The sequence below is a fragment of the Micromonospora sp. NBC_00860 genome, from assembly GCF_045207375.1.
GTDB classification, from domain to species: Bacteria; Actinomycetota; Actinomycetes; order Mycobacteriales; family Micromonosporaceae; genus Micromonospora; species Micromonospora vinacea.
Map to the genome: position 1 here is coordinate 6,908,981 of NZ_CP108825.1, position 17,836 is coordinate 6,926,816.

The window sequence follows — 17,836 nt, forward strand, 5'->3', positions numbered from 1 at the left end:
TGGCACCTCAGGCCGGGCTTCCACGCCGGTCGTCGTCGCTCGGCGGTTCGCTCAAACAAGATGTTCGTTTACCCGACTTTCGAGCACCCATCATGAGTGAAACTGGGTTAGGCTGCGGGCCATGTGTGGAATCGTGGGATACGCGGGCGCGCGCCCCGCACTCGGCATCGTCCTCGACGGGCTGCGGCGGCTGGAATACCGCGGCTACGACTCGGCAGGCGTCGCGATCGTCTGCGACGACCAACTGCTGACCGAGAAGAAGGCCGGCAAGCTGGCCAACCTGGAGAAGGTGCTGTCCGAGCGGGCCGCCGACGACCCGACCTCTTGCGCGGCCAGCCCGATCGGCATCGGCGACGGCACCACAGGCATCGGGCACACCCGGTGGGCCACCCACGGCGGCCCGACCGACCGCAACGCCCACCCCCACGTCGCCCCCGACGGGCGGGTCGCGGTGATCCACAACGGCATCATCGAGAACTTCGCCAAGCTCCGCGCCGAGCTGGAGGCCGACGGCGTCCAGTTCACCAGCGACACCGACACCGAGTGCGCCGCGCACCTGCTCGCCGCCGCGCTGGCCGACCTGCGCGCCGCCGGCCAACCGGACAGCCCGCAGCTGCTCGCCGCCGGCATGCGCGTGGTCTGCCAGCGGCTGGAGGGCGCGTTCACCCTGCTCGCGGTGGACGCCGCCGTGCCCGGTGCCGTCGTCGGCGCCCGGCGCAACTCGCCGCTGGTGGTCGGCCGCGGCGACGGCGAAAACTACCTGGCCAGCGACGTGGCCGCGTTCATCGAGCACACCCGGGAAGCGGTCGAGCTGGGCCAGGACCAGATCGTGCTGATCACCGGTGACAGCATCGAGATCACCGACTTCGACGGCCAGCCCGCCGCCGGCAAGGACTTCCACATCGACTGGGACTCCTCGGCCGCGGAGAAGGGCGGCTACGACTGGTTCATGCTCAAGGAGATCGAGGAGCAGCCGCAGGCCATCGCCGACACGCTGCTGGGCCGGCTCACCGAGAGCGGCGAGATCGCCCTCGACGAGGTTCGCCTCAGCGACCAGGATCTGCGCGACGTCGACAAGATCTTCATCGTGGCCTGCGGCACGGCGTACCACGCCGGCATGGTCGCCAAGTACGCCATCGAGCACTGGACCCGGATCCCGTGCGAGGTGGAGCTGGCCAGCGAGTTCCGCTACCGCGACCCGGTGCTCGACCGGTCCACGCTGATCGTGGTCATCTCGCAGTCCGGCGAGACGATGGACACCCTGATGGCGCTGCGCCACGCCAAGGAGCAGAAGGCCCGGGTGCTGGCGATCTGCAACACCAACGGCTCCACCATCCCCCGCGAGTCGGACGCCGTGCTCTACACCCACGGCGGGCCGGAGATCGCCGTCGCCTCCACCAAGGCGTTCCTCACCCAGGTCGTCGCCTGCTACCTGATCGGCCTGCACCTGGCCCAGGTGCGCGGCATCAAGTTCGCCGACGAGGTGGGCGCGGTCGTCGCGCAGTTGCAGGAGATTCCCGGCAAGCTGCGTGAGCTGCTCGACCGGATCGAGCCCGTCCGCGAGCTGGCCCGGGAGCTGAAGTCCGAGCCGACAGTGCTCTTCATCGGCCGGCACGTCGGCTACCCGGTGGCCCTGGAGGGCGCGCTGAAGCTCAAGGAGTTGGCGTACATGCACGCCGAGGGCTTCGCCGCCGGTGAGCTGAAGCACGGCCCGATCGCACTGATCGACAAGGGCACCCCGGTGATCTGCGTGGTGCCCTCGCCGGTGGGCCGGGGCATGCTGCACGACAAGGTCGTCTCCAACATCCAGGAGGTGCGGGCTCGTGGCGCGCGGACCATCGTCATCGCGGAGGAGGGTGACGAGGCGGTCGTCCGGTACGCCGACCACCTGATCTACGTGCCGCGTACGCCCACCCTGCTGGCGCCGCTCGTCACCACTGTGCCGTTGCAGGTGCTCGCCGCCGAGATCGCCGCCGCCCGGGGGCACGACGTGGACCAGCCCCGCAACCTGGCCAAGTCGGTCACCGTCGAGTAGCCCTCAGCGGCCCAGCACGACCCGGGCCATCCCGTCCAGCGCGGGATTGCCCGGGTCCCAGTAACCGGTGTGCCCGCCCCGCCCACTGCCGAAGACCCGACCGCCGAACCCGGGATCGGACGGGTCGTGCCCGAACCACAGCTCGTGCCCGGTCCGGCCCGGCCAGCCCAGCACGGCAGCCAGCGGCGCCGTACGCAGCAGGGCCCGTCGGGCCAGCTCGTCCGGTGACTGGGCCGCCCGGATCACGTCGTCGGAGGCGCTGCTCGCCCAGACCTCCCCGGGTGGCACGCCCAGCTCGGCGGCGTGCGACGCGCCGACACCGGGGGAGCCGACAAAGACCAGCGCGTCGGCGGCCAGCCCGTGCTCCCGGGCGGCCACACCCACCACCAGTGACCCGTAGCTGTGCCCGAGCACTGTCTGCCGGGCCGGTGGCCCGTCGTGGCTGACGCGCAGCCCCTCCTGGAAGCGGTGCAACGCCGGGCCGGCGTCCCGGGCCTGGCCCGCCGAGGCGGCCTCGGTCAGGAAATCCGGCGCGTCGTAGTCCAACCAGAGCACCGCCGCGCTGCGCTCACCCGGGGCGAGCGCCGCGCACCGGTCCAGCACCCGTGCCGCCCTACCCAACTCGCCGGGGGCGTCGTCCAGGCCGGCGGTCATCCCCGGCACGTAGGTGAGCACCCGGTCGGCGTGGTCCGGGTCGCCGAGCGCCACCACCACCCGGCCCTCACCGGCCGGATCCAACCCGAGCAGGTACGCCCGCGGCGCCCCGTCGGCCGTCAACCGCCCGACCAGCGCGTCCAGGCCGGCCAACCGCCCGGCCACCCCACGCAGCCGGATCGACGCGAGCGTCCCCGGCGGCACCCCTGACAGCAACCGTCGCCGCTCGGCCAGCAGCTCCGCACGCCAGACGTCGAGCCGTAACCGGTTGGCCTGGTCGCGGGCGGCCACCGGAACCCCGTCCAACCGACCGACGAGGGCCGGCTCGCGCCCGATCAGCCACCGACGCTGCGCCGGGGTCAACCCGGACCACCAGGCGCTGACCAGCGCGGGCGCGGCACCGAGGGCCGGTCGGCCCGGCGGAGGCGGGGACGCCCAGCCGGTGCCGGCGGCCCTCGCCAGCTCATCCAACCGGTCGGCGGCGACCCGGTCCGCGACTGCTGCCCCGTCGAGCGCGGCCCGCAGGGCCGCTGCCACCCCAGCCGCCGCCATCCCCGCCGCTGCCACAGCGGCCCGGTCGGTGGGCCGAACCCGGGCGGGATCGACCCGCACCCCGCCCGAGCGGTCCACCAGCAGGCCGGCCGCGTCGGCCTGGGCGACCGCCTCGGCGAGCCGTGCCTTCGCCACCGTCAGCCGGCTGGCCAACTCGGCCAGCACCTGGTCGACCTCGATCAGCGCGGGTGCCACCGAGGCCAGCTCGTCCCGGAGGCCGGCGAGCCGGGCGTCCGCCGCCGCAGAGGCCGCACCCGACCAACCGCCCCGCAACCGCCCGCCGGACGCGCGCAACCCGCCGACCCGCCGATCGACCGGCCCGACCAACCCCGCCCACGCCGCCCCGGCGGCCCGCCACCCTTCCGGATCGACAGCCCACAGCTGCCGATAGCCGACGCCGCTCACCGGGGCAGGGTGGCGAAGCGGTCGGCGGCCCGGTCGTCCACCGTCTCGTACGCCTCGGCCGCCGCCCGGACCCCGCCGGAGGTCGCCGCGACCCGGCCACCGAGCCGGCAGAACCAGGCGTGCCCGGCCGCCTCCAACCCGGCCAGGGCCGCTCCAGCTCGCCACTCGGGCGCCGCCACCACCAACCCCGGCAGCCCCGCGAGGCCCAACGCCAACCGGCGCGCCTCGTCGTCGAGCAGGACGGCGACCGCCCGCAACTCCTCCGGTCGGACGGCGAACGGCTCGTCGGTCATGACCCCACCCCCGTGGACGATCGGCATCGACGCGCTGACGCTAGGCCCGTACCGGAGGTTGCGCCGTGCCCTGTGGACAGCCGGCGTCAAGGCGTACCCCGGGGTGTCCACAGGCGTTGCCCAGCGCGAGCCCGACGGCTAATCTGCGGCCCCGACCGCCGGTAGGGTGAAGTGGTGATCGTCGCTGTCGGCATCGACGTCGTCCTGGTCGACCGGTTCGCCCGGGCGCTGGCCCGGACGCCCCTGCTCGCCGACCGGCTCTTCACCGAGGCCGAGCGGCACACCCGCGCCGGCAACCCGCGCTCGCCCGAGTCGCTCGCCGCCCGGTTCGCCGCCAAGGAGGCGGTGGCCAAGGCGCTCGGCGCACCGGCCGGGCTGAGCTGGCACGACTGTGAGATCGTGCCCGACCCGGATGGCCGCCCCTGGCTGGCCGTCTCCGGCACTGTCGCGGCGGTGGCCGACGCACGTGGGGTCAACCACTGGCATCTCTCGTTGTCGCACGACGGCGGGATCGCGTCGGCGATGGTGGTCGCGGAACGATGACGTCGGGCGGGAGGGCCGGTCGGGCCCGCCCGCGAACGGGATGGGACACGGTGGCATGAGAGCGGTGTGGCGGGTGGCCGACGTACGGGCGGCCGAGGCGGGGTTGATGGGCACGCTGCCGGAGGGGACGCTGATGCAGCGGGCCGCCGCAGGCCTGGCCCGCCGCGCCGCGCTCCTGCTCGCCGAGCGGGGCGGGGTCTACGGGGCCCGGGTGCTGCTGCTCGTCGGGTCCGGTGACAACGGCGGCGACGCGCTGTACGCGGGGGAGCGGCTGGCCCGCCGGGGTGTCCAGGTGTCCGCCCTGCTGCTCACCCCCGGGCGGGCGCACGCCGCCGGCCTGGCCGCGCTGCGAGCCGCCGGCGGCCGGCTGGTGCCGGATCCAGCCGGCCCGGTCGACCTGGTCCTCGACGGCATCGTCGGCATCGGCGGCACCGGTGGGCTACGGGCGAACGCGGACGAGGTGGTCCAGCGCCTCTGCGAACTGCGCGGACGCGACGGGGAGCGGGCCACAGTGCTGGCGGTCGACGTGCCCAGCGGGGTCGCTGTCGACACCGGCCACGTGCCGCTGTCCGCGTCCGGCCGGCCCACAGCGGTCCGCGCCGACGTGACGGTGGCCTTCGGCGCACTGAAGCCCGCCCTGGTGGTCGGGCCGGCCGCCGCCCTGGCCGGGCAGGTCGAGGTGGTCGACATCGGGCTGCGGCCGTGGCTGCGTGGCACCCCGGCGCTGCGGGTCACCGAGTGGTCCGACGTTGTCGACTGGTGGCCCCAGCTGGGCCCGGCCTCGGAGAAGTACACCCGGGGCGTGGTGGGGGTGGCCACCGGGTCGGCGACCTACCCCGGTGCGGCGGTGCTCTCCGTGGGCGGCGCCCTGGCCGGGCCGACCGGCCTGGTCCGCTACGCCGGCAGCGCCCGCGCCGAGGTGCTGCACCAGCATCCGTCGGTGATCGCCAGCGGGCGGGTCGCCGACGCGGGCCGGGTGCAGGCCTGGGTCTGCGGCTCCGGGCTGGGCACCGGCGCCGACGCGGCGGCCGAGCTGCGCGCCGTACTGGCCGCCCCGGTGCCGGTGGTGCTCGACGCCGACGCGCTGACCCTGCTGGTGGACGGCTCGCTCGCCGACCGGCTGCGGGGTCGGGACGCGCCCATCGTGGTCACCCCGCACGACCGGGAGTTCACCCGTCTCTGCGGGGAGGAGCCGGGTGCCGACCGGGTCGGCGCCGCGCTGCGGCTGGCCGCCTGGATGAACGCCGTGGTGCTGCTCAAGGGCGACCGCACGGTGATCGGCACCCCGGACGGTCGGGCGTACGTCAACCCGACCGGCACCCCGGCGCTGGCCACCGGCGGCACCGGCGACGTGTTGGCCGGGCTGCTCGGCTCGCTGCTGGCGGCCGGGGTGCCGGCCGATCGGGCCGCCGCCTCGGCCGCGTACCTGCACGGGCTCGCCGGGCGGGAGGCGGCCCGGAGCGGGCCGGTGACCGCGCCGGACGTGGCGACCGCGTTGCGCCCGGTGCTGGCCCGGCTGGGCTGAACCGGGCGGTTCCGGGTGCGGTGACCGGATCGCCGCACCGGGACGTGCGTCGCCGCCCGCGGTGATCACGGCGGAAAGTAGGCTGGGCGCATGTGGCAGGCCGAGGTACGCGTCGATCTTGACGCCATCCGCGAGAACGTGAGCAGGCTCCGCTCCGGCACCACCGCCGAGTTGATGGCGGTGGTGAAGGCCGACGGGTACGGCCACGGCATGCTTCCGGCCGCCCGCGCGGCGCTCGACGCCGGCGCGGACTGGCTCGGTGTCTGCACCCTCGACGAGGCGCTCACCCTGCGCCGGGGCGGGGTGACAGTGCCGGTACTGGCCTGGCTGCTCGCGCCCGGGTTGCCGCTGCACGAGGGCGTCACCGCCGGGGTTGACCTGGGCGCGGCCAGCCTGGCGCAACTGGACGAGATGGTCGAGGCGAGTCGCCTGGCCGGGCGTCCCGCCCGCCTGCACCTCAAGATCGATACGGGGCTGTCCCGGGGTGGCGCGACAGTCGCCGACTGGCCCGCGCTGCTGGACGCCGCCGCGAAGGCGCAGGCAGACGGCCTGGTCGAGGTGGTCGGCGTGTGGAGCCACTTCGTGTACGCGGACTCGCCCGGCCACCCCACCACCGACCGTCAACTGGCCGTCTTCCACGAAGGGCTGGCCATGGTCGAGCGAGCCGGGCTGCGACCGCGCTGGCGGCACCTCGCCAACTCGGCCGCCACCCTCACCCGCCCGGACACCCACTTCGACCTGGTCCGCCCCGGCCTGGCCATCTACGGGCTCTCCCCGGTGGCCGGCGAGACGTACGGGTTACGGCCGGCGATGACCGCCCGCGCCCGGGTGATGCTCACCAAGCGGGTGCCCGCCGGCACCGGTATCTCCTACGGGCACGCCTACACCACGGAAACCGACGCGAACCTCGCCGTGGTGCCACTCGGGTACGCCGACGGGGTTCCCCGGCACGCGTCCAACACCGGCCCGGTGCAGCTCGGCGGCGTACGCCGGACCATCTCGGGGCGGGTCTGCATGGACCAGTTCGTGCTCGACTGCGGCGACGACCCGGTGGCCGACGGCGACGTGGCGACGCTGTTCGGCAGCGGTGCCGACGGCGAACCGACAGCGGACGACTGGGCCGAGGCGGTCGGCACGATCAACTACGAGATCGTCACCCGGTTCGGCGGCACGCGGGTGCCCCGGGTCTACGACGGCGAGAAACCGTGAGCGTGAGGAGTGAGCCGGGGTTGCGAGCCCCGCAGTCGCGAACCAAGGTGGCGCCGTGAACTACCGCATTCCACGTCCGCGGACGGCCGCGGGCCGGGTCGCGGGGATCGTCGGCGCGGCGGTGGGGGTGGCCGCGGCGGGTCTGGCGGCCGGGGTCGCGACCGAACGGACCCTGGTCCGCCGACTCAAGGCCGACCCGGCCGACCGCTACGCGCACGAGACGTTCGACCAGCAGCGGTACGACGAGGCGTTCCGCCTGGAGCTGCCGGACGGCACGGACATCCACGTCGAGGTGGTCGAGCCGACCCGACCGGTGCCGGGGCGCCCGACTGTGGTGCTGGTGCACGGCTTCTGCCTGGACATGGGGACGTTCCACTTCCAGCGCCAGATGCTCGCCGCCCGCGGTGACTACCGGATCGTGGCGTACGACCAGCCCGGTCACGGCCGGTCCGGCCGGTTGGAGACCGGGGAGTACGACCTCACGGTGCTCGGCCGGACGTTGCGCCAGGTGATCGACCGGACCGCCCCGGACGGGCCGCTGGTGCTGGTCGGCCACTCGATGGGCGGCATGACCATCATGGCGTTCGCCGAGCTGTTCCCGGAGCTGTTCGGTGACCGGGTGGTGGGCACCGTGCTGATGGCCACGTCGGGCGGGCTCATCGCGGAGACCAAGCTGGTCGCACCCGCGCTCCTCGGCCGGGTCGGTGGCCCGGTGCTCTACATGGTCAGCAACGCCACCCGGTACGGCGGGCCGGTGATCGACAAGGCTCGCAAGTCCACGTCGAACGTGGCCTGGCTGCTGACCCGCAAGTACGGTTTCGGCACCCGCAAGCCCAGCCCGTCGCTGGTGTCCTACGTGGAGACAATGAACTCCCGGACGTCTGCCGACACGGTGACCCGCTACCTGCGGACCCTGGCCACCCATTCGCGCTTCCCGGCGCTGGCGGCGCTGGCGGCGACTCCGGTGCTGGTGGTGGTCGGCGACAAAGACATGATCACTCCGGTGACACACTCCGAGGAGATCGTCCGCCGGTTGCCGCACGCCGAGTTCGTGAAGATCAAGGACAGCGGTCACGTGGTGATGTTGGAGCACGCGGACGAGGTCAACGCCGCGCTGGCGCGGTTCCTGGAGTCATTGCAGAGCGTGGAGGAACGGTGAGTCACGTCGTCAAGCTGCCGACCGTCGAGGACACTCGGGACTTCGGCCGGCGGATGGCCGGGCTGCTACGCGCCGGCGACCTGGTGCTGTTGACCGGCCCGTTGGGCGCCGGAAAGACCGCACTCACCCAGGGCATCGGCGCCGGGCTCGGCGTCCTCGGTGACATCACCTCGCCGACCTTCGTGATCGCCCGGGTGCACCGCCCCGACCCGGCCCGGGGCGGCCGGGTGGCACTGGTGCACGCCGACGCGTACCGGTTGGGTGACGCCACCGACCCGCGCGCCGAGATCGACGACCTGGACCTCGACGCGTCGGTGGACGACTCGGTGACAGTGGTGGAGTGGGGCGAGGGCCTGGTGGAGCAGCTGGTGGACGCGCACCTGCGGGTACGCATCGACCGCCGCGACGACGACACCCGCATCGTCGAGCTGGACCCGATCGGCGGCGACTGGGCCCGGCGGCTCGCCGACCTGGGCTAGGTCGGCGGTTGTCGTAGCCGATGCCTAGAGTGCGGGGGACCGACCCGCGCTGTGAGAGGTTTCTGATGCCCGACGACGCTCCCGCCCTGGATCTGCTGGCCCTCCTGCCGGAGCAGTGGCGTGCCGTGCTCACTCCGCACCTCGACCCGGCACGCACCGCCGCCCTGGGCGAGTTCGTCGCCCGCGAATACGCGACGCAGACCGTCTTCCCGCCGTTGGAGGACCTGTTCTCGGCATATCGGCTCTGCCCGCCGCAGGGCACCCGGGTGCTCATCCTCGGGCAGGATCCTTACCACCGTGCCGGGCAGGCACACGGGTTGAGCTTCAGTGTCCGCGACGGTGTGACGGTGCCGCCGTCGTTGCGCAACGTCTTCAAGGAGCTGGGCGAGGACGTGGGCGTGCCCAAGCCGCGCAGCGGCAACCTCGATGGTTGGGCCGCCCAGGGTGTGCTGCTGCTCAACGCGGTGCTGACCGTCCGTCAGGCCACCCCGGGCTCGCACGCCAACGCCGGCTGGGAAGAGTTCACCGACGCGACCATCCGGGCACTGGACGCGGCACCGGAGCGGGTGGTCTTCCTGCTCTGGGGTGGCTACGCCCGCAAGAAGGCCGCGCTGGTCACCAACCCGCAGCACGTGGTGCTGGAGGCGGGGCACCCCAGCCCGATGAACCCGCGCGGCTTCCTCGGCAGCCGCCCGTTCAGCGCCGCCAACAAGGCACTCGCCGACGCCGGCCTGCCCACCATCGACTGGGAGCGCACCGCCGGCTGAGCCGGCACCTCGGGCCGGCAGTTGGCTCAGCTGTTGCTGGCCGGCTGCCGGTTCCGGTAGCGGCGTAACAGTGCGGCGGCGCGAGGCTCGCTGAGTTCCAGCTCGACGAGCGGCACCACCTGGTAACTCCGCCCGCCGTGGCGCACCTCGATCGTCTCGGGCAGCTCGTCGCACATGGTGGCCCTTATCTCCCCGTACCGGGTCGACCACAGGTGTTCGCCCGGCTCTTCGGGCTCCAACCACACCCCGCCGAACTCACCCCAGCGGGCGTTCCACCGCTGGCCGTAGTTCGTCTCCAGCCAGCGGGTGAACAGCTTGGCGTCCTGCCAGCGCAGGGCGATCTCCAGCGTGTCGGCCGGCACCGGTGCACCCTGTAGCAGCGCCGCGGCGCATCCGGTGATCACCTGCGGGAAGTCGGTGAGCCGGTCCAGCAGCCGATCCAGGCCAAGCTCGTCGATTCGCTCGGCGATCGGCCGGGCGGCCAAGCCGTCGATCCGGGCGTCGAGGTGTGCGTCCAACGGCTCAACCCCGACGACCAACTGCACATCCATAGCGGCAAGCAACCGCTCCAGCACGGCGATGGTTGGCGCTCGCTCACCGCGTTCGAACCGGGCCACCGCTGCCTGGTCAACCTCGGCCAGCGCGGCCAACTGACGCTGACTCAGGTCGCGCAGATGTCGTTGCTGCCGTACGGCAGCGCCGAGAAGGGTGACAAGGCGAGTGGATGACATCCCGGCATGGTGGACCAAGGGCGAGACGTCCGCGATCCTGCTGCGGCAGATCGGCGGATGGCGGGCCTTACTTCAATGAGCGTGATGTCTGTGAGTCATCACGATGACTCAGAGACATCACGCTCACTGGGGCGATGTGGCCTGTTGCCGTCCGTCCGTCGGTTGGGCGGTGCGGGCGGGCCGTCGGTCAGCTGCGGCCGTGCGATGGGTGGGACCGTGCGGGACGGGTGGGGGCCGCCCCCGGTAGGGCCCCTGGCGACCGGCTGTGGGCGTGGTGGCAACCAGGGCGAGGCGGCGGGGCAGCAGGGCGAGGCGGCGGGGCAGCAGGGCGAGGCGGCGGGGCAGCCCTGCGGCGGGGCGAGGTCCGCGGCCGGTGGCGGGGCGGGGCGTGACCGAGGTCTGCGGCGGGGCGGCTAGGCTGGCTTACCGTGCTCGTACTCGTGGTGGACAGCTCGACCCCCGCGGTCACCGCGGCGCTGGTGGACGTCTCGGCAGATGGCGTGGCGTCGCGGGCGCACCGGTGCACGGTCGACGCCCGCGCGCACGGTGAGCTGCTCGCGCCCCAGGTGGATGCGGTCCTCGCCGACGCCGACGCGCGCCCACGGGACCTGACCGCCATCGTCGCCGGGCTCGGCCCGGGGCCGTTCACCGGGCTGCGGGTCGGCCTGGTCACCGCCGCGACAATGGGTCAGGTGCTCGGCATCCCCACGTACGGCGTCTGTTCGCTGGACGCCATCGGCTACCCGGCGGCGTCCGGCGCGCCGGTCCTGGCCGCCAGCGACGCCCGGCGCAAGGAGCTCTACTGGGCCGTCTACGACGGCGCCGGCCAGCGGATCGTCGGGCCTGAGGTGTCCGCACCGGCGGTCGCCGCCGCGCGCGCCCGGGAACTGGGCGCGACGATCGCGGTCGGTGACGGGGCGCACCGATACGCCGAGGTCCTGGACCTGCCCGTTCGATTCGAGCCGCGCTACCCGGACGCGACAGTGCTGGCGCTGCTCGCCGCCGAGCGGATCCGGGCCGGCGCGTCCAGTGAGCGGCTCACCCCGCTCTACCTGCGCCGCCCCGACGCGGTGGCGGCGGCCGGCCGCAAACCGGTCCTGCCATGACGGCGGTACGGCTCGAACCGTTCCGCTGGTGGCACATCGATGACGTGCTGCCGATCGAGGCGGACCTCTTCGGCGCCGAGCAGTGGTCGCCGGCCATGTTCTGGAGCGAGTTGGCAAACGGGCACCACTACCGGGTCGCCGTCGACGCGGACGGTTCGTTGCTCGGCTACGCCGGACTCGCCGGCGCTCCGCCGGACGAGGTGTGGGTGCAGAACATCGCCGTCCGCCGGGACGCCCAGCGGCGCGGCGTGGGCCGCACCCTGCTGGAGGAGTTGCTCGCCGAGGCGGTCCGGCGCGACGCCCGCAGCACCCTGCTGGAGGTCGCCGTGGACAACGCCGCAGCCCAACGGCTCTACGCGACGTACGGGTTCGAGCCGATCGGGGTGCGGCGCGGCTACTACCAACCGAGCAACACCGACGCGCTGGTCATGCGGCGCGACGCCGAGCCGACCGGGGACGGACCACACGACCATGGCTGACGAACCACTGATCCTGGGTATCGAAACCTCCTGCGACGAGACCGGCGTCGGCATCGTGCGGGGGCACACCCTGCTGGCCGACGCGCTCGCCTCCAGCGTCGAGGAACACGCCCGGTTCGGGGGTGTGGTGCCGGAGGTGGCCAGCCGGGCCCACCTGGAGGCCATCGTGCCGACCATGGACCGGGCACTGACCGAGGCCGGCGTCACGCTGGCCGACATCGACGCCATCGCTGTCACCTCCGGGCCGGGGCTGGCCGGAGCGCTGCTGGTCGGCGTCGCCGCCGCCAAGGGGTACGCGGTCGCCGCCGAGAAACCCATCTACGGCGTCAACCACCTCGCCGCCCACGTCGCGGTGGACACCCTTGAGCACGGCCCACTGCCCGAACCCGCCATCGCGCTCCTGGTATCTGGTGGCCACTCGTCCCTGCTGCTCGTCGACGACCTGGCCCGCGGTGTCACCCCGCTGGGCGCCACCATCGACGACGCGGCCGGGGAGGCGTTCGACAAGGTCGCCCGGCTGCTCGGGTTGCCGTTCCCCGGCGGTCCGCCCATCGACCGGGAGGCGCGGGCCGGCGATGCCGCCTCTATCGCCTTCCCTCGCGGTCTGACCGCCGCCAAGGATCTGGCCGCCCACCGGTACGACTTCTCGTTCTCCGGCCTGAAGACGGCGGTGGCCCGGTGGGTCGAGGCCCGTCAGCGTGCCGGCGAGCCGGTGCCGGTGGCCGACGTGGCCGCGTCCTTCCAGGAGGCGGTCTGCGACGTGCTGACCGGCAAGGCGCTCGCCGCCTGCCGCGCGCAGGGCATCGAGACCCTGGTCATCGGCGGGGGAGTGGCGGCGAACTCGCGGCTGCGGGCGATGGCCGAGCAGCGGGCCGAGAAGTACGGCATCCAGGTCCGGGTACCCCGGCCAAAGCTGTGCACCGACAACGGTGCGATGGTGGCCGCGCTCGGTTCGCACCTGGTCGCCGCCGGGGTCGCTCCCAGTCGACTGGACCTGCCAGCCGATTCGGCGCTGCCGTTGACCACGGTCAGCGTGTGACGGGAGCGGCGGACATGATCGTTCGGATGTGGGAGGCGCGCGCCGAGGCGTACGGAGTCGCCGACCTGATCACCTGGGTGTGCGACACCGCCCTGCCCGAGTTGGAGCACGACCCGCTCCACGTCTCCAGCGAGGTCTTCTCCTCCACCGACCACCGGGTGGTGGTCATCTCCAAGTGGCGCAGCAGCCCGCGCCCCCTGCCAGACCCGCCAGCACTGCTGGTGGCCCGCGCCCCGCACTCCTGGGACTTCACCCAGGTAGACCGCTGACGCGAGCCACCATCCAGCCGACTGGTCAGCTGCGGCGCAACATCCGGTAGGTGGCGATTCCGCCTGTGCCCAGCGCGGCGAGGAAGACCAGCCAGACGACGGTGCTGCTGACTCCGACCTGCGGGCCGGAGTTGGCGGAGGCGGCGGCCAGGAGCCCGTCCTCACCCGGGGCGGGCAGCGCGGCCGGCGGCAGCTCCGGCCAACGGACCAGGCCGGTGCTCTCCAGCATCTGCATGTGGTGCTGGACGAACGCGTTGGCGTCCTCGCAGAGCTTGCGGACGGTGGCGTCCCGGGTGCTGGCCCGGACCGCGCCGATCACCGGGAAGATCTTGCCGTGGGCAACCCGGAGCCGGGTGACGAAGATCTGGTCGAACCGGGCGCCGGATGCCTTCTGCATCTCGGCCAGCCAGCCCTTCTGCTCGGCGGTCGGCTCGCTGGGGATCGTCGCGCCCAACTTGTTGGCCGCGTCGACCACGAGCTGGTCGAGCTTCTGGTGCTCGTCGGCGATGCCGGCGCCGATCTCCCGGACCTTCGCCGACTGTCCCTTCTCGGCGGCCATCTGGCCGGCTGGCATCTCCCACAGCCCGGCCAGCCGGACCCCGTTGAGCAGTGTCATGTCGGCGGCGTTGAGCTGCTGGCCACCGGCGGGCGCGGCGACGGCCACGCCGGGCAGGACACCGACCCCCGCGATGACCGCGATGAGCAGCATCACCGCTCGGTGGGTCCGGGTGCCCAGTCGGCGATGGGCGGATCTGAGCGGTGCCATGTCTGTGGTGCCTCCTCGGTCCGGACCGGAACGCGTCTGGACCGGGCAGCCGTATCCTGCCGGTTGCCCGTCCGCCCACTGGTACGGACTGATCGCGCGATCAGTTCATCGCGGAGCGACAGGGATCAGCGGGTGACGGCGAGCAGGCCCCCGAGCAGCAGCAGGGTGAGCGCCGCGGCGGCGAAGACCATCAGCAACTCCTGACGCCCGCGCCCGACCGGGCCGGCGTCGACGACCGAGTTGGGCAGTGCCGGTAGGTCGCGGGTCAGCGCGGCCAGGTCACCGAGGGTGCGCGCCGTCCACACCGCACCGGCGCGATCGGAGAACTCGTCGAGCGTCAGCCGGCCCGCCGCGGTGTGCTGGTGCAGCGCGGCGACCACCCGGTTGCGGTCGTCGTCGGAGGCGCGTAGCTCGACATCCACGCCGGACAGCGTACGCGGATCAGCCCACGTCGAGGGGGTCGGCGAGGAGCCGTTCGAAGGCCAGTTCAGCGGCACCGATCAGGGGCGCGTCCTCGCCCAGTTTCGGGGTGCGCAGCCGGACGTGCTCCAGGCAGGCGCCGAGCGCGTTGGAGTTGAGCCGGCTGCGGATCTGGGCCGCCGCCGCGAGGTACAGGTCGCGCATGGTCCCCCCGAAGATGACCATCTCGGGGTTGAAGACGTTGACCAGGTTGGCCACCCCGAAGCCGAGCCAGTCGCCGGCCTGGCGGACCGCCGTCTGGGCCCGGGCGTCTCCCCGGTCGGCGGCGTCGAAGACCGCCAGCAGCGCTTCGCGGCCCCGGGCGTCGGAGCGTCCGGCCGCGCGCAGGAGGCCGTGCTCGCCGATCTCGGTCTCCCAACAGCCCCGGGAGCCGCACTCACAGGGTCTGCCGTCGCGGGCCACCTTCATGTGGCCGACCTCGCCGCCGTACCCGCCGTGCCCGGTCAGTCGACGGCCACCGGCGATGATGCCGGCGCCCACGCCGACGTCGCCGTACAGGTAGAGGACGTTGTCGCACCCCGCCGCCACACCCCGTGCGTGCTCGGCGAACGCGGCGACGTCGGCCACGTTGCCCACTGTGATCGGTACGTCGATGCCCAACTCGTCGGCGAGGGCAGCGCCGATCGGCTCGTCCACCCAACCGGTGGTGGGGCCGAGTCGGACCAGGCCGTCGTCCCGGCGGACCATGCCGCAGACAGCGACGCCGGCACCGACACAGATCGCGTCCGCCGGCACCGACTGCTGCATCTCCTTGACCGCTCCGGCCAGCAGTGGCGCGGCCTCGGCGGCCAGCAGGCCGCGTGGCCGGTCCAGATCCCGGCGGTCCAGGACCGCGCCACCCAGCCCGATCCGGGCTGCGCGCAGCCGGTCCACCTCCACCGAGTACGCGTACGCGTAGACCCGGGCCGACTCGGGCCGGACGACAAGTGACGGTCGTCCGGCCCGGCCGGTCTCCTTCGGTGCTCCTTCGCTGACCAGCCCCACTGCGGACAAGTCGGCGGTGAGCGCGCCGATGGTGCTGCGGTTGAGACCCAGCGTGGTCGTCAGCTCGGCACGCGTGGTCGCCCCGTGGACGTGCACGTGCCGCAGCAGGGCCCCGAGGTTCTGCCGTCGGACATCATCCTGGCTCGGTCCTGGGCGCATGCTGGTGCTACCTCCCGCGGTCAGCGGGTGCCGGTGGCTGCCGCGCGGCGGCGGGAGAGCGCGTCGACGCTGGCGGCGAGCAGCAGCACGACGCCGGTGACCACGTACTTGACTCCCGCGCTGTACCCCATCAGGCCCATTCCGTTTTCGATGACCGCGACCACCGCGCCGCCGAGTACGGCGTCGAGGACGCGGCCCTTGCCACCGAAGAGGCTGGTGCCGCCGATAACCGCTGCGCCGACCGCGTAGAGCAGTACGTTACTGCCCCCGGTGTTGGGGTCGACCGAGTTGGCCCGGCTGGCCGCCACGATGCCACCGATGGCGGCCATGGACGAGCAGATCACGAAGACGGAGATCCGGATCCGGTCGACTCCGATGCCGGCCCGGCGGGCGGCTTCCCGGTTGCCGCCGACGGCGTAGATGTGCCGGCCGTAGCTGGTGCGTTGCAGCACGAAGGTCCAGATGACGAGCAGTACCGCGATGATCGGCACCACGATCGGCACGCCCTTGAGCGAGACGATGAGGACGTTGCGGCTGCGCTCCAGGTTGAGCACGTACACGGCGGTGCCGAGGATGACGGCGAGGCCGCCGATCCGTAGCGCCACCACCGCGATCGGGTCGGTGATCAGACCGCGGGTCACCCGGTTGCGGTGGCGCAGCAGTTGCACCGCCGCGTAGCCGATGACCGCGAGGGCGGTCAGCGCCCAGCCCAGCGTGGGGGCGAGGTTGCGGTTGGCGATGGCGACCAGCACCTCGTCGCGGACGGAGATGTTGGTGCCCTCCTTGACGAGCAGCAACACGACGCCCTGGAAGGCGAGGAAACCGGCGAGGGTGACCACAAAGGACGGGATGCCGATCTTCGCGACGAGCATGCCGAGAGTGGTGCCGATGACCACACCGGTGGCGACCGCGGCGAGCACGGCGACCCACCACGGGTAGCCGAGCACGGTGACCACATTGGCCAGCACCGCGGCGCAGACGCCGCTGGCGAAGCCTGCGGAGAGGTCGATCTCCCCGAGCAGCAGCACGAAGACCAGGCCCATCGCGATCAGCGTGACCGCCGCGCCCTGGGTGAAGAGGTTGGCGAAGTTGCCGGCCGACAGGAACGACGACGGCCGCATGATCGCGAAGACGGTGCAGAGCACGATCAGCCCGAGCACGGCCGGTAGCGCGCCGACGTCGCCACCACGTACGCGACTGAAGTAGTTGCGGACGTGGCCTCCGACGGTCGGCGCCGGTGTGACGGCCGCGGGGCCGCCCTTCCGCACGGCGGTGGTGGTCATCGGACGCCTCCTGAGATCGAGTCGGCCGGCTGCGGGCCGTCGCCGTTGCTGCCCGGGTCGGTGGCGAGGCCGAGCCCGCCCGAGCGCCCGGCGGTGATCAGCTCGACCACCTGGGCGTGGGTGATGTCGGTGGTCTTCACCTGGGCGACCATCTGGCCGAGGTACAGCGCGGCGATCCGGTCGGAGACGGCGAAGACGTCGTTCATGTTGTGCGAGATGAGTACCACGGCCAGGCCGTTGTCGGCGAGGCGGCGGACCAGTTCGAGAACCTGGGCGGTCTGTGCCACGCCGAGCGCCGCGGTCGGCTCGTCCAGGATGACGAGCTTGCTGTTCCAGAGCACCGCCTTGGCGATGGCCACGGTCTGGCGTTGGCCACCGGAGAGGCTGGACACGTGCTGGCGTAGTGAGGTGACGGTGCGGATGGAGAGCCCCGCCAGCGTTTCGGCGGCGAGCTGTTCCATGGTCGGCTCGTCGAGGACGATGCCGCTGCGCTTCTCCCGGCCGAGGAACATGTTCTGCACGATGTCCAGGTTGTCGCAGAGCGCGAGGTCCTGGTAGACGACCTCGATGCCGAGCGTGGCGGCGTCGCGGGGGCTGCCGATGTGCACCGGTTCACCGTTGAACAGGAACTCTCCGGCGTCGGTGGGGTGGATGCCGCTGATGCACTTCACCAGGGTCGACTTGCCGGCGCCGTTGTCACCGACCAGTGCGGTCACTTCGCCCGGGTGGACGGTCAGGGCGACGTCGCGGAGCACCTGGACGGGACCGAAGCTCTTGTCGATCCCGCGGAGTTCCAGCAGGGGGGTCGCGGACACGGGGGTCTCCTTCTTAAGGGAGGGTCGGGGCCCGTCCGGCGGGCGCCGCCCGGCACGGGAGGGTGCTCCCGTGCCGGGCGGCGATGGTCGTTCCGGCGGGTACT

Annotated in this window: 19 protein-coding genes; 11 read left to right on the plus strand and 8 right to left on the minus strand. The window is 72.9% G+C overall.

What is annotated here, in order from left to right:
- Positions 1-121: 121 nt before the first annotated feature.
- The gene (glmS, locus tag OH804_RS32015) at positions 122-2,035 is read left to right on the plus strand and encodes a glutamine--fructose-6-phosphate transaminase (isomerizing) (RefSeq protein ID WP_196919776.1); all 1,914 of its coding nucleotides are present in this window, start codon (positions 122-124) and stop codon (positions 2,033-2,035) included.
- Positions 2,036-2,038: 3 nt separating this feature from the next.
- On the opposite strand, the gene OH804_RS32020 is transcribed toward glmS, so the two are convergent.
- On the minus strand, positions 2,039-3,646 hold the full coding sequence (locus OH804_RS32020; RefSeq protein ID WP_406061344.1) for an alpha/beta hydrolase: 1,608 nt from the start codon (positions 3,644-3,646) through the stop codon (positions 2,039-2,041).
- Positions 3,643-3,939 (minus strand): hypothetical protein, encoded by a 297-nt coding sequence (locus tag OH804_RS32025; protein ID WP_196919774.1) that lies wholly within the window; start codon positions 3,937-3,939, stop codon positions 3,643-3,645. Before OH804_RS32025 ends, OH804_RS32020 begins: the two co-directional genes overlap by 4 nt.
- Positions 3,940-4,113: 174 nt before the next feature.
- Here OH804_RS32025 and OH804_RS32030 point away from each other — a divergent pair, with 174 nt between their 5' ends.
- The 6 genes from OH804_RS32030 to ung all read left to right on the plus strand — a co-directional run bounded on the left by OH804_RS32030 (position 4,114) and on the right by ung (position 9,621).
- On the plus strand, positions 4,114-4,482 hold the full coding sequence (locus OH804_RS32030; RefSeq protein WP_406061346.1) for a holo-ACP synthase: 369 nt from the start codon (positions 4,114-4,116) through the stop codon (positions 4,480-4,482).
- A 55-nt stretch (positions 4,483-4,537) separates the two neighbouring features.
- Entirely contained in the window at positions 4,538-6,007 is a 1,470-nt protein-coding gene (locus tag OH804_RS32035) for an NAD(P)H-hydrate dehydratase (protein WP_406061348.1), read from the plus strand.
- A 90-nt stretch (positions 6,008-6,097) separates the two neighbouring features.
- Positions 6,098-7,216, plus strand: a complete 1,119-nt coding sequence (gene alr, locus OH804_RS32040; protein ID WP_196919771.1) for an alanine racemase — start codon at positions 6,098-6,100, stop codon at positions 7,214-7,216.
- Between the two features lie 55 nt (positions 7,217-7,271).
- Positions 7,272-8,375 (plus strand): alpha/beta fold hydrolase, encoded by a 1,104-nt coding sequence (locus tag OH804_RS32045; RefSeq protein WP_196919770.1) that lies wholly within the window; start codon positions 7,272-7,274, stop codon positions 8,373-8,375.
- A complete protein-coding gene (gene tsaE / locus OH804_RS32050; RefSeq protein WP_406061350.1) occupies positions 8,372-8,854 on the plus strand; it encodes a tRNA (adenosine(37)-N6)-threonylcarbamoyltransferase complex ATPase subunit type 1 TsaE in 483 nt (160 codons plus the stop codon). Before OH804_RS32045 ends, tsaE begins: the two co-directional genes overlap by 4 nt.
- Positions 8,855-8,919: 65 nt before the next feature.
- Positions 8,920-9,621, plus strand: coding sequence for a uracil-DNA glycosylase (gene ung / locus OH804_RS32055; protein WP_030489653.1), 702 nt, complete (start codon positions 8,920-8,922; stop codon positions 9,619-9,621).
- A gap of 26 nt (positions 9,622-9,647) precedes the next feature.
- On the opposite strand, the gene OH804_RS32060 is transcribed toward ung, so the two are convergent.
- Positions 9,648-10,352 (minus strand): helix-turn-helix domain-containing protein, encoded by a 705-nt coding sequence (locus OH804_RS32060; protein ID WP_196919768.1) that lies wholly within the window; start codon positions 10,350-10,352, stop codon positions 9,648-9,650.
- 428 nt (positions 10,353-10,780) lie between these two features.
- Here OH804_RS32060 and tsaB point away from each other — a divergent pair, with 428 nt between their 5' ends.
- Genes tsaB through OH804_RS32080 form a run of 4 tightly spaced genes read left to right on the plus strand, consistent with a single transcriptional unit; the run spans position 10,781 to position 13,245 of the window.
- On the plus strand, positions 10,781-11,458 hold the full coding sequence (gene tsaB / locus OH804_RS32065; protein ID WP_406061353.1) for a tRNA (adenosine(37)-N6)-threonylcarbamoyltransferase complex dimerization subunit type 1 TsaB: 678 nt from the start codon (positions 10,781-10,783) through the stop codon (positions 11,456-11,458).
- Complete coding sequence (gene rimI / locus OH804_RS32070; RefSeq protein ID WP_406061355.1) at positions 11,455-11,937, plus strand: ribosomal protein S18-alanine N-acetyltransferase; 483 nt, start codon at positions 11,455-11,457, stop codon at positions 11,935-11,937. The genes tsaB and rimI overlap by 4 nt, the downstream gene beginning before the upstream one ends.
- Entirely contained in the window at positions 11,930-12,976 is a 1,047-nt protein-coding gene (gene tsaD / locus OH804_RS32075; protein ID WP_406061357.1) for a tRNA (adenosine(37)-N6)-threonylcarbamoyltransferase complex transferase subunit TsaD, read from the plus strand. The genes rimI and tsaD overlap by 8 nt, the downstream gene beginning before the upstream one ends.
- A gap of 14 nt (positions 12,977-12,990) precedes the next feature.
- A complete protein-coding gene (locus tag OH804_RS32080; protein WP_039906914.1) occupies positions 12,991-13,245 on the plus strand; it encodes a hypothetical protein in 255 nt (84 codons plus the stop codon).
- 25 nt (positions 13,246-13,270) lie between these two features.
- On the opposite strand, the gene OH804_RS32085 is transcribed toward OH804_RS32080, so the two are convergent.
- From OH804_RS32085 to OH804_RS32105, 5 genes are all read right to left on the minus strand, one after another.
- Complete coding sequence (locus tag OH804_RS32085; RefSeq protein WP_196919764.1) at positions 13,271-14,011, minus strand: DUF4142 domain-containing protein; 741 nt, start codon at positions 14,009-14,011, stop codon at positions 13,271-13,273.
- Positions 14,012-14,136: 125 nt separating this feature from the next.
- Positions 14,137-14,433 carry a DUF1707 domain-containing protein gene (locus OH804_RS32090; protein ID WP_112586487.1) on the minus strand — a complete coding sequence of 99 codons (297 nt, stop codon included), beginning with the start codon at positions 14,431-14,433 and terminating at the stop codon, positions 14,137-14,139.
- Positions 14,434-14,452: 19 nt separating this feature from the next.
- Positions 14,453-15,634 (minus strand): ROK family protein, encoded by a 1,182-nt coding sequence (locus OH804_RS32095; RefSeq protein ID WP_406061359.1) that lies wholly within the window; start codon positions 15,632-15,634, stop codon positions 14,453-14,455.
- A 20-nt stretch (positions 15,635-15,654) separates the two neighbouring features.
- Positions 15,655-16,917 carry a sugar ABC transporter permease gene (locus OH804_RS32100; protein WP_196919762.1) on the minus strand — a complete coding sequence of 421 codons (1,263 nt, stop codon included), beginning with the start codon at positions 16,915-16,917 and terminating at the stop codon, positions 15,655-15,657.
- Positions 16,914-17,732 carry an ATP-binding cassette domain-containing protein gene (locus OH804_RS32105; protein WP_196919761.1) on the minus strand — a complete coding sequence of 273 codons (819 nt, stop codon included), beginning with the start codon at positions 17,730-17,732 and terminating at the stop codon, positions 16,914-16,916. Before OH804_RS32105 ends, OH804_RS32100 begins: the two co-directional genes overlap by 4 nt.
- Between the last annotated feature and the right edge of the window lie 104 nt (positions 17,733-17,836).

Bases quoted from the DNA above. Each gene is read 5' to 3' on its own strand.
- glmS (WP_196919776.1), top strand. From the start codon at position 122: ATGTGTGGAATCGTGGGATACGCGGGCGCGCGCCCCGCACTCGGCATC.
- OH804_RS32025 (WP_196919774.1), bottom strand. From the start codon at position 3,939: ATGACCGACGAGCCGTTCGCCGTCCGACCGGAGGAGTTGCGGGCGGTC.
- OH804_RS32035 (WP_406061348.1), top strand. From the start codon at position 4,538: ATGAGAGCGGTGTGGCGGGTGGCCGACGTACGGGCGGCCGAGGCGGGG.
- alr (WP_196919771.1), top strand. From the start codon at position 6,098: ATGTGGCAGGCCGAGGTACGCGTCGATCTTGACGCCATCCGCGAGAAC.
- ung (WP_030489653.1), top strand. From the start codon at position 8,920: ATGCCCGACGACGCTCCCGCCCTGGATCTGCTGGCCCTCCTGCCGGAG.
- OH804_RS32060 (WP_196919768.1), bottom strand. From the start codon at position 10,352: ATGTCATCCACTCGCCTTGTCACCCTTCTCGGCGCTGCCGTACGGCAG.
- rimI (WP_406061355.1), top strand. From the start codon at position 11,455: ATGACGGCGGTACGGCTCGAACCGTTCCGCTGGTGGCACATCGATGAC.
- tsaD (WP_406061357.1), top strand. From the start codon at position 11,930: ATGGCTGACGAACCACTGATCCTGGGTATCGAAACCTCCTGCGACGAG.
- OH804_RS32080 (WP_039906914.1), top strand. From the start codon at position 12,991: ATGATCGTTCGGATGTGGGAGGCGCGCGCCGAGGCGTACGGAGTCGCC.
- OH804_RS32085 (WP_196919764.1), bottom strand. From the start codon at position 14,011: ATGGCACCGCTCAGATCCGCCCATCGCCGACTGGGCACCCGGACCCAC.
- OH804_RS32095 (WP_406061359.1), bottom strand. From the start codon at position 15,634: ATGCGCCCAGGACCGAGCCAGGATGATGTCCGACGGCAGAACCTCGGG.
- OH804_RS32100 (WP_196919762.1), bottom strand. From the start codon at position 16,917: ATGACCACCACCGCCGTGCGGAAGGGCGGCCCCGCGGCCGTCACACCG.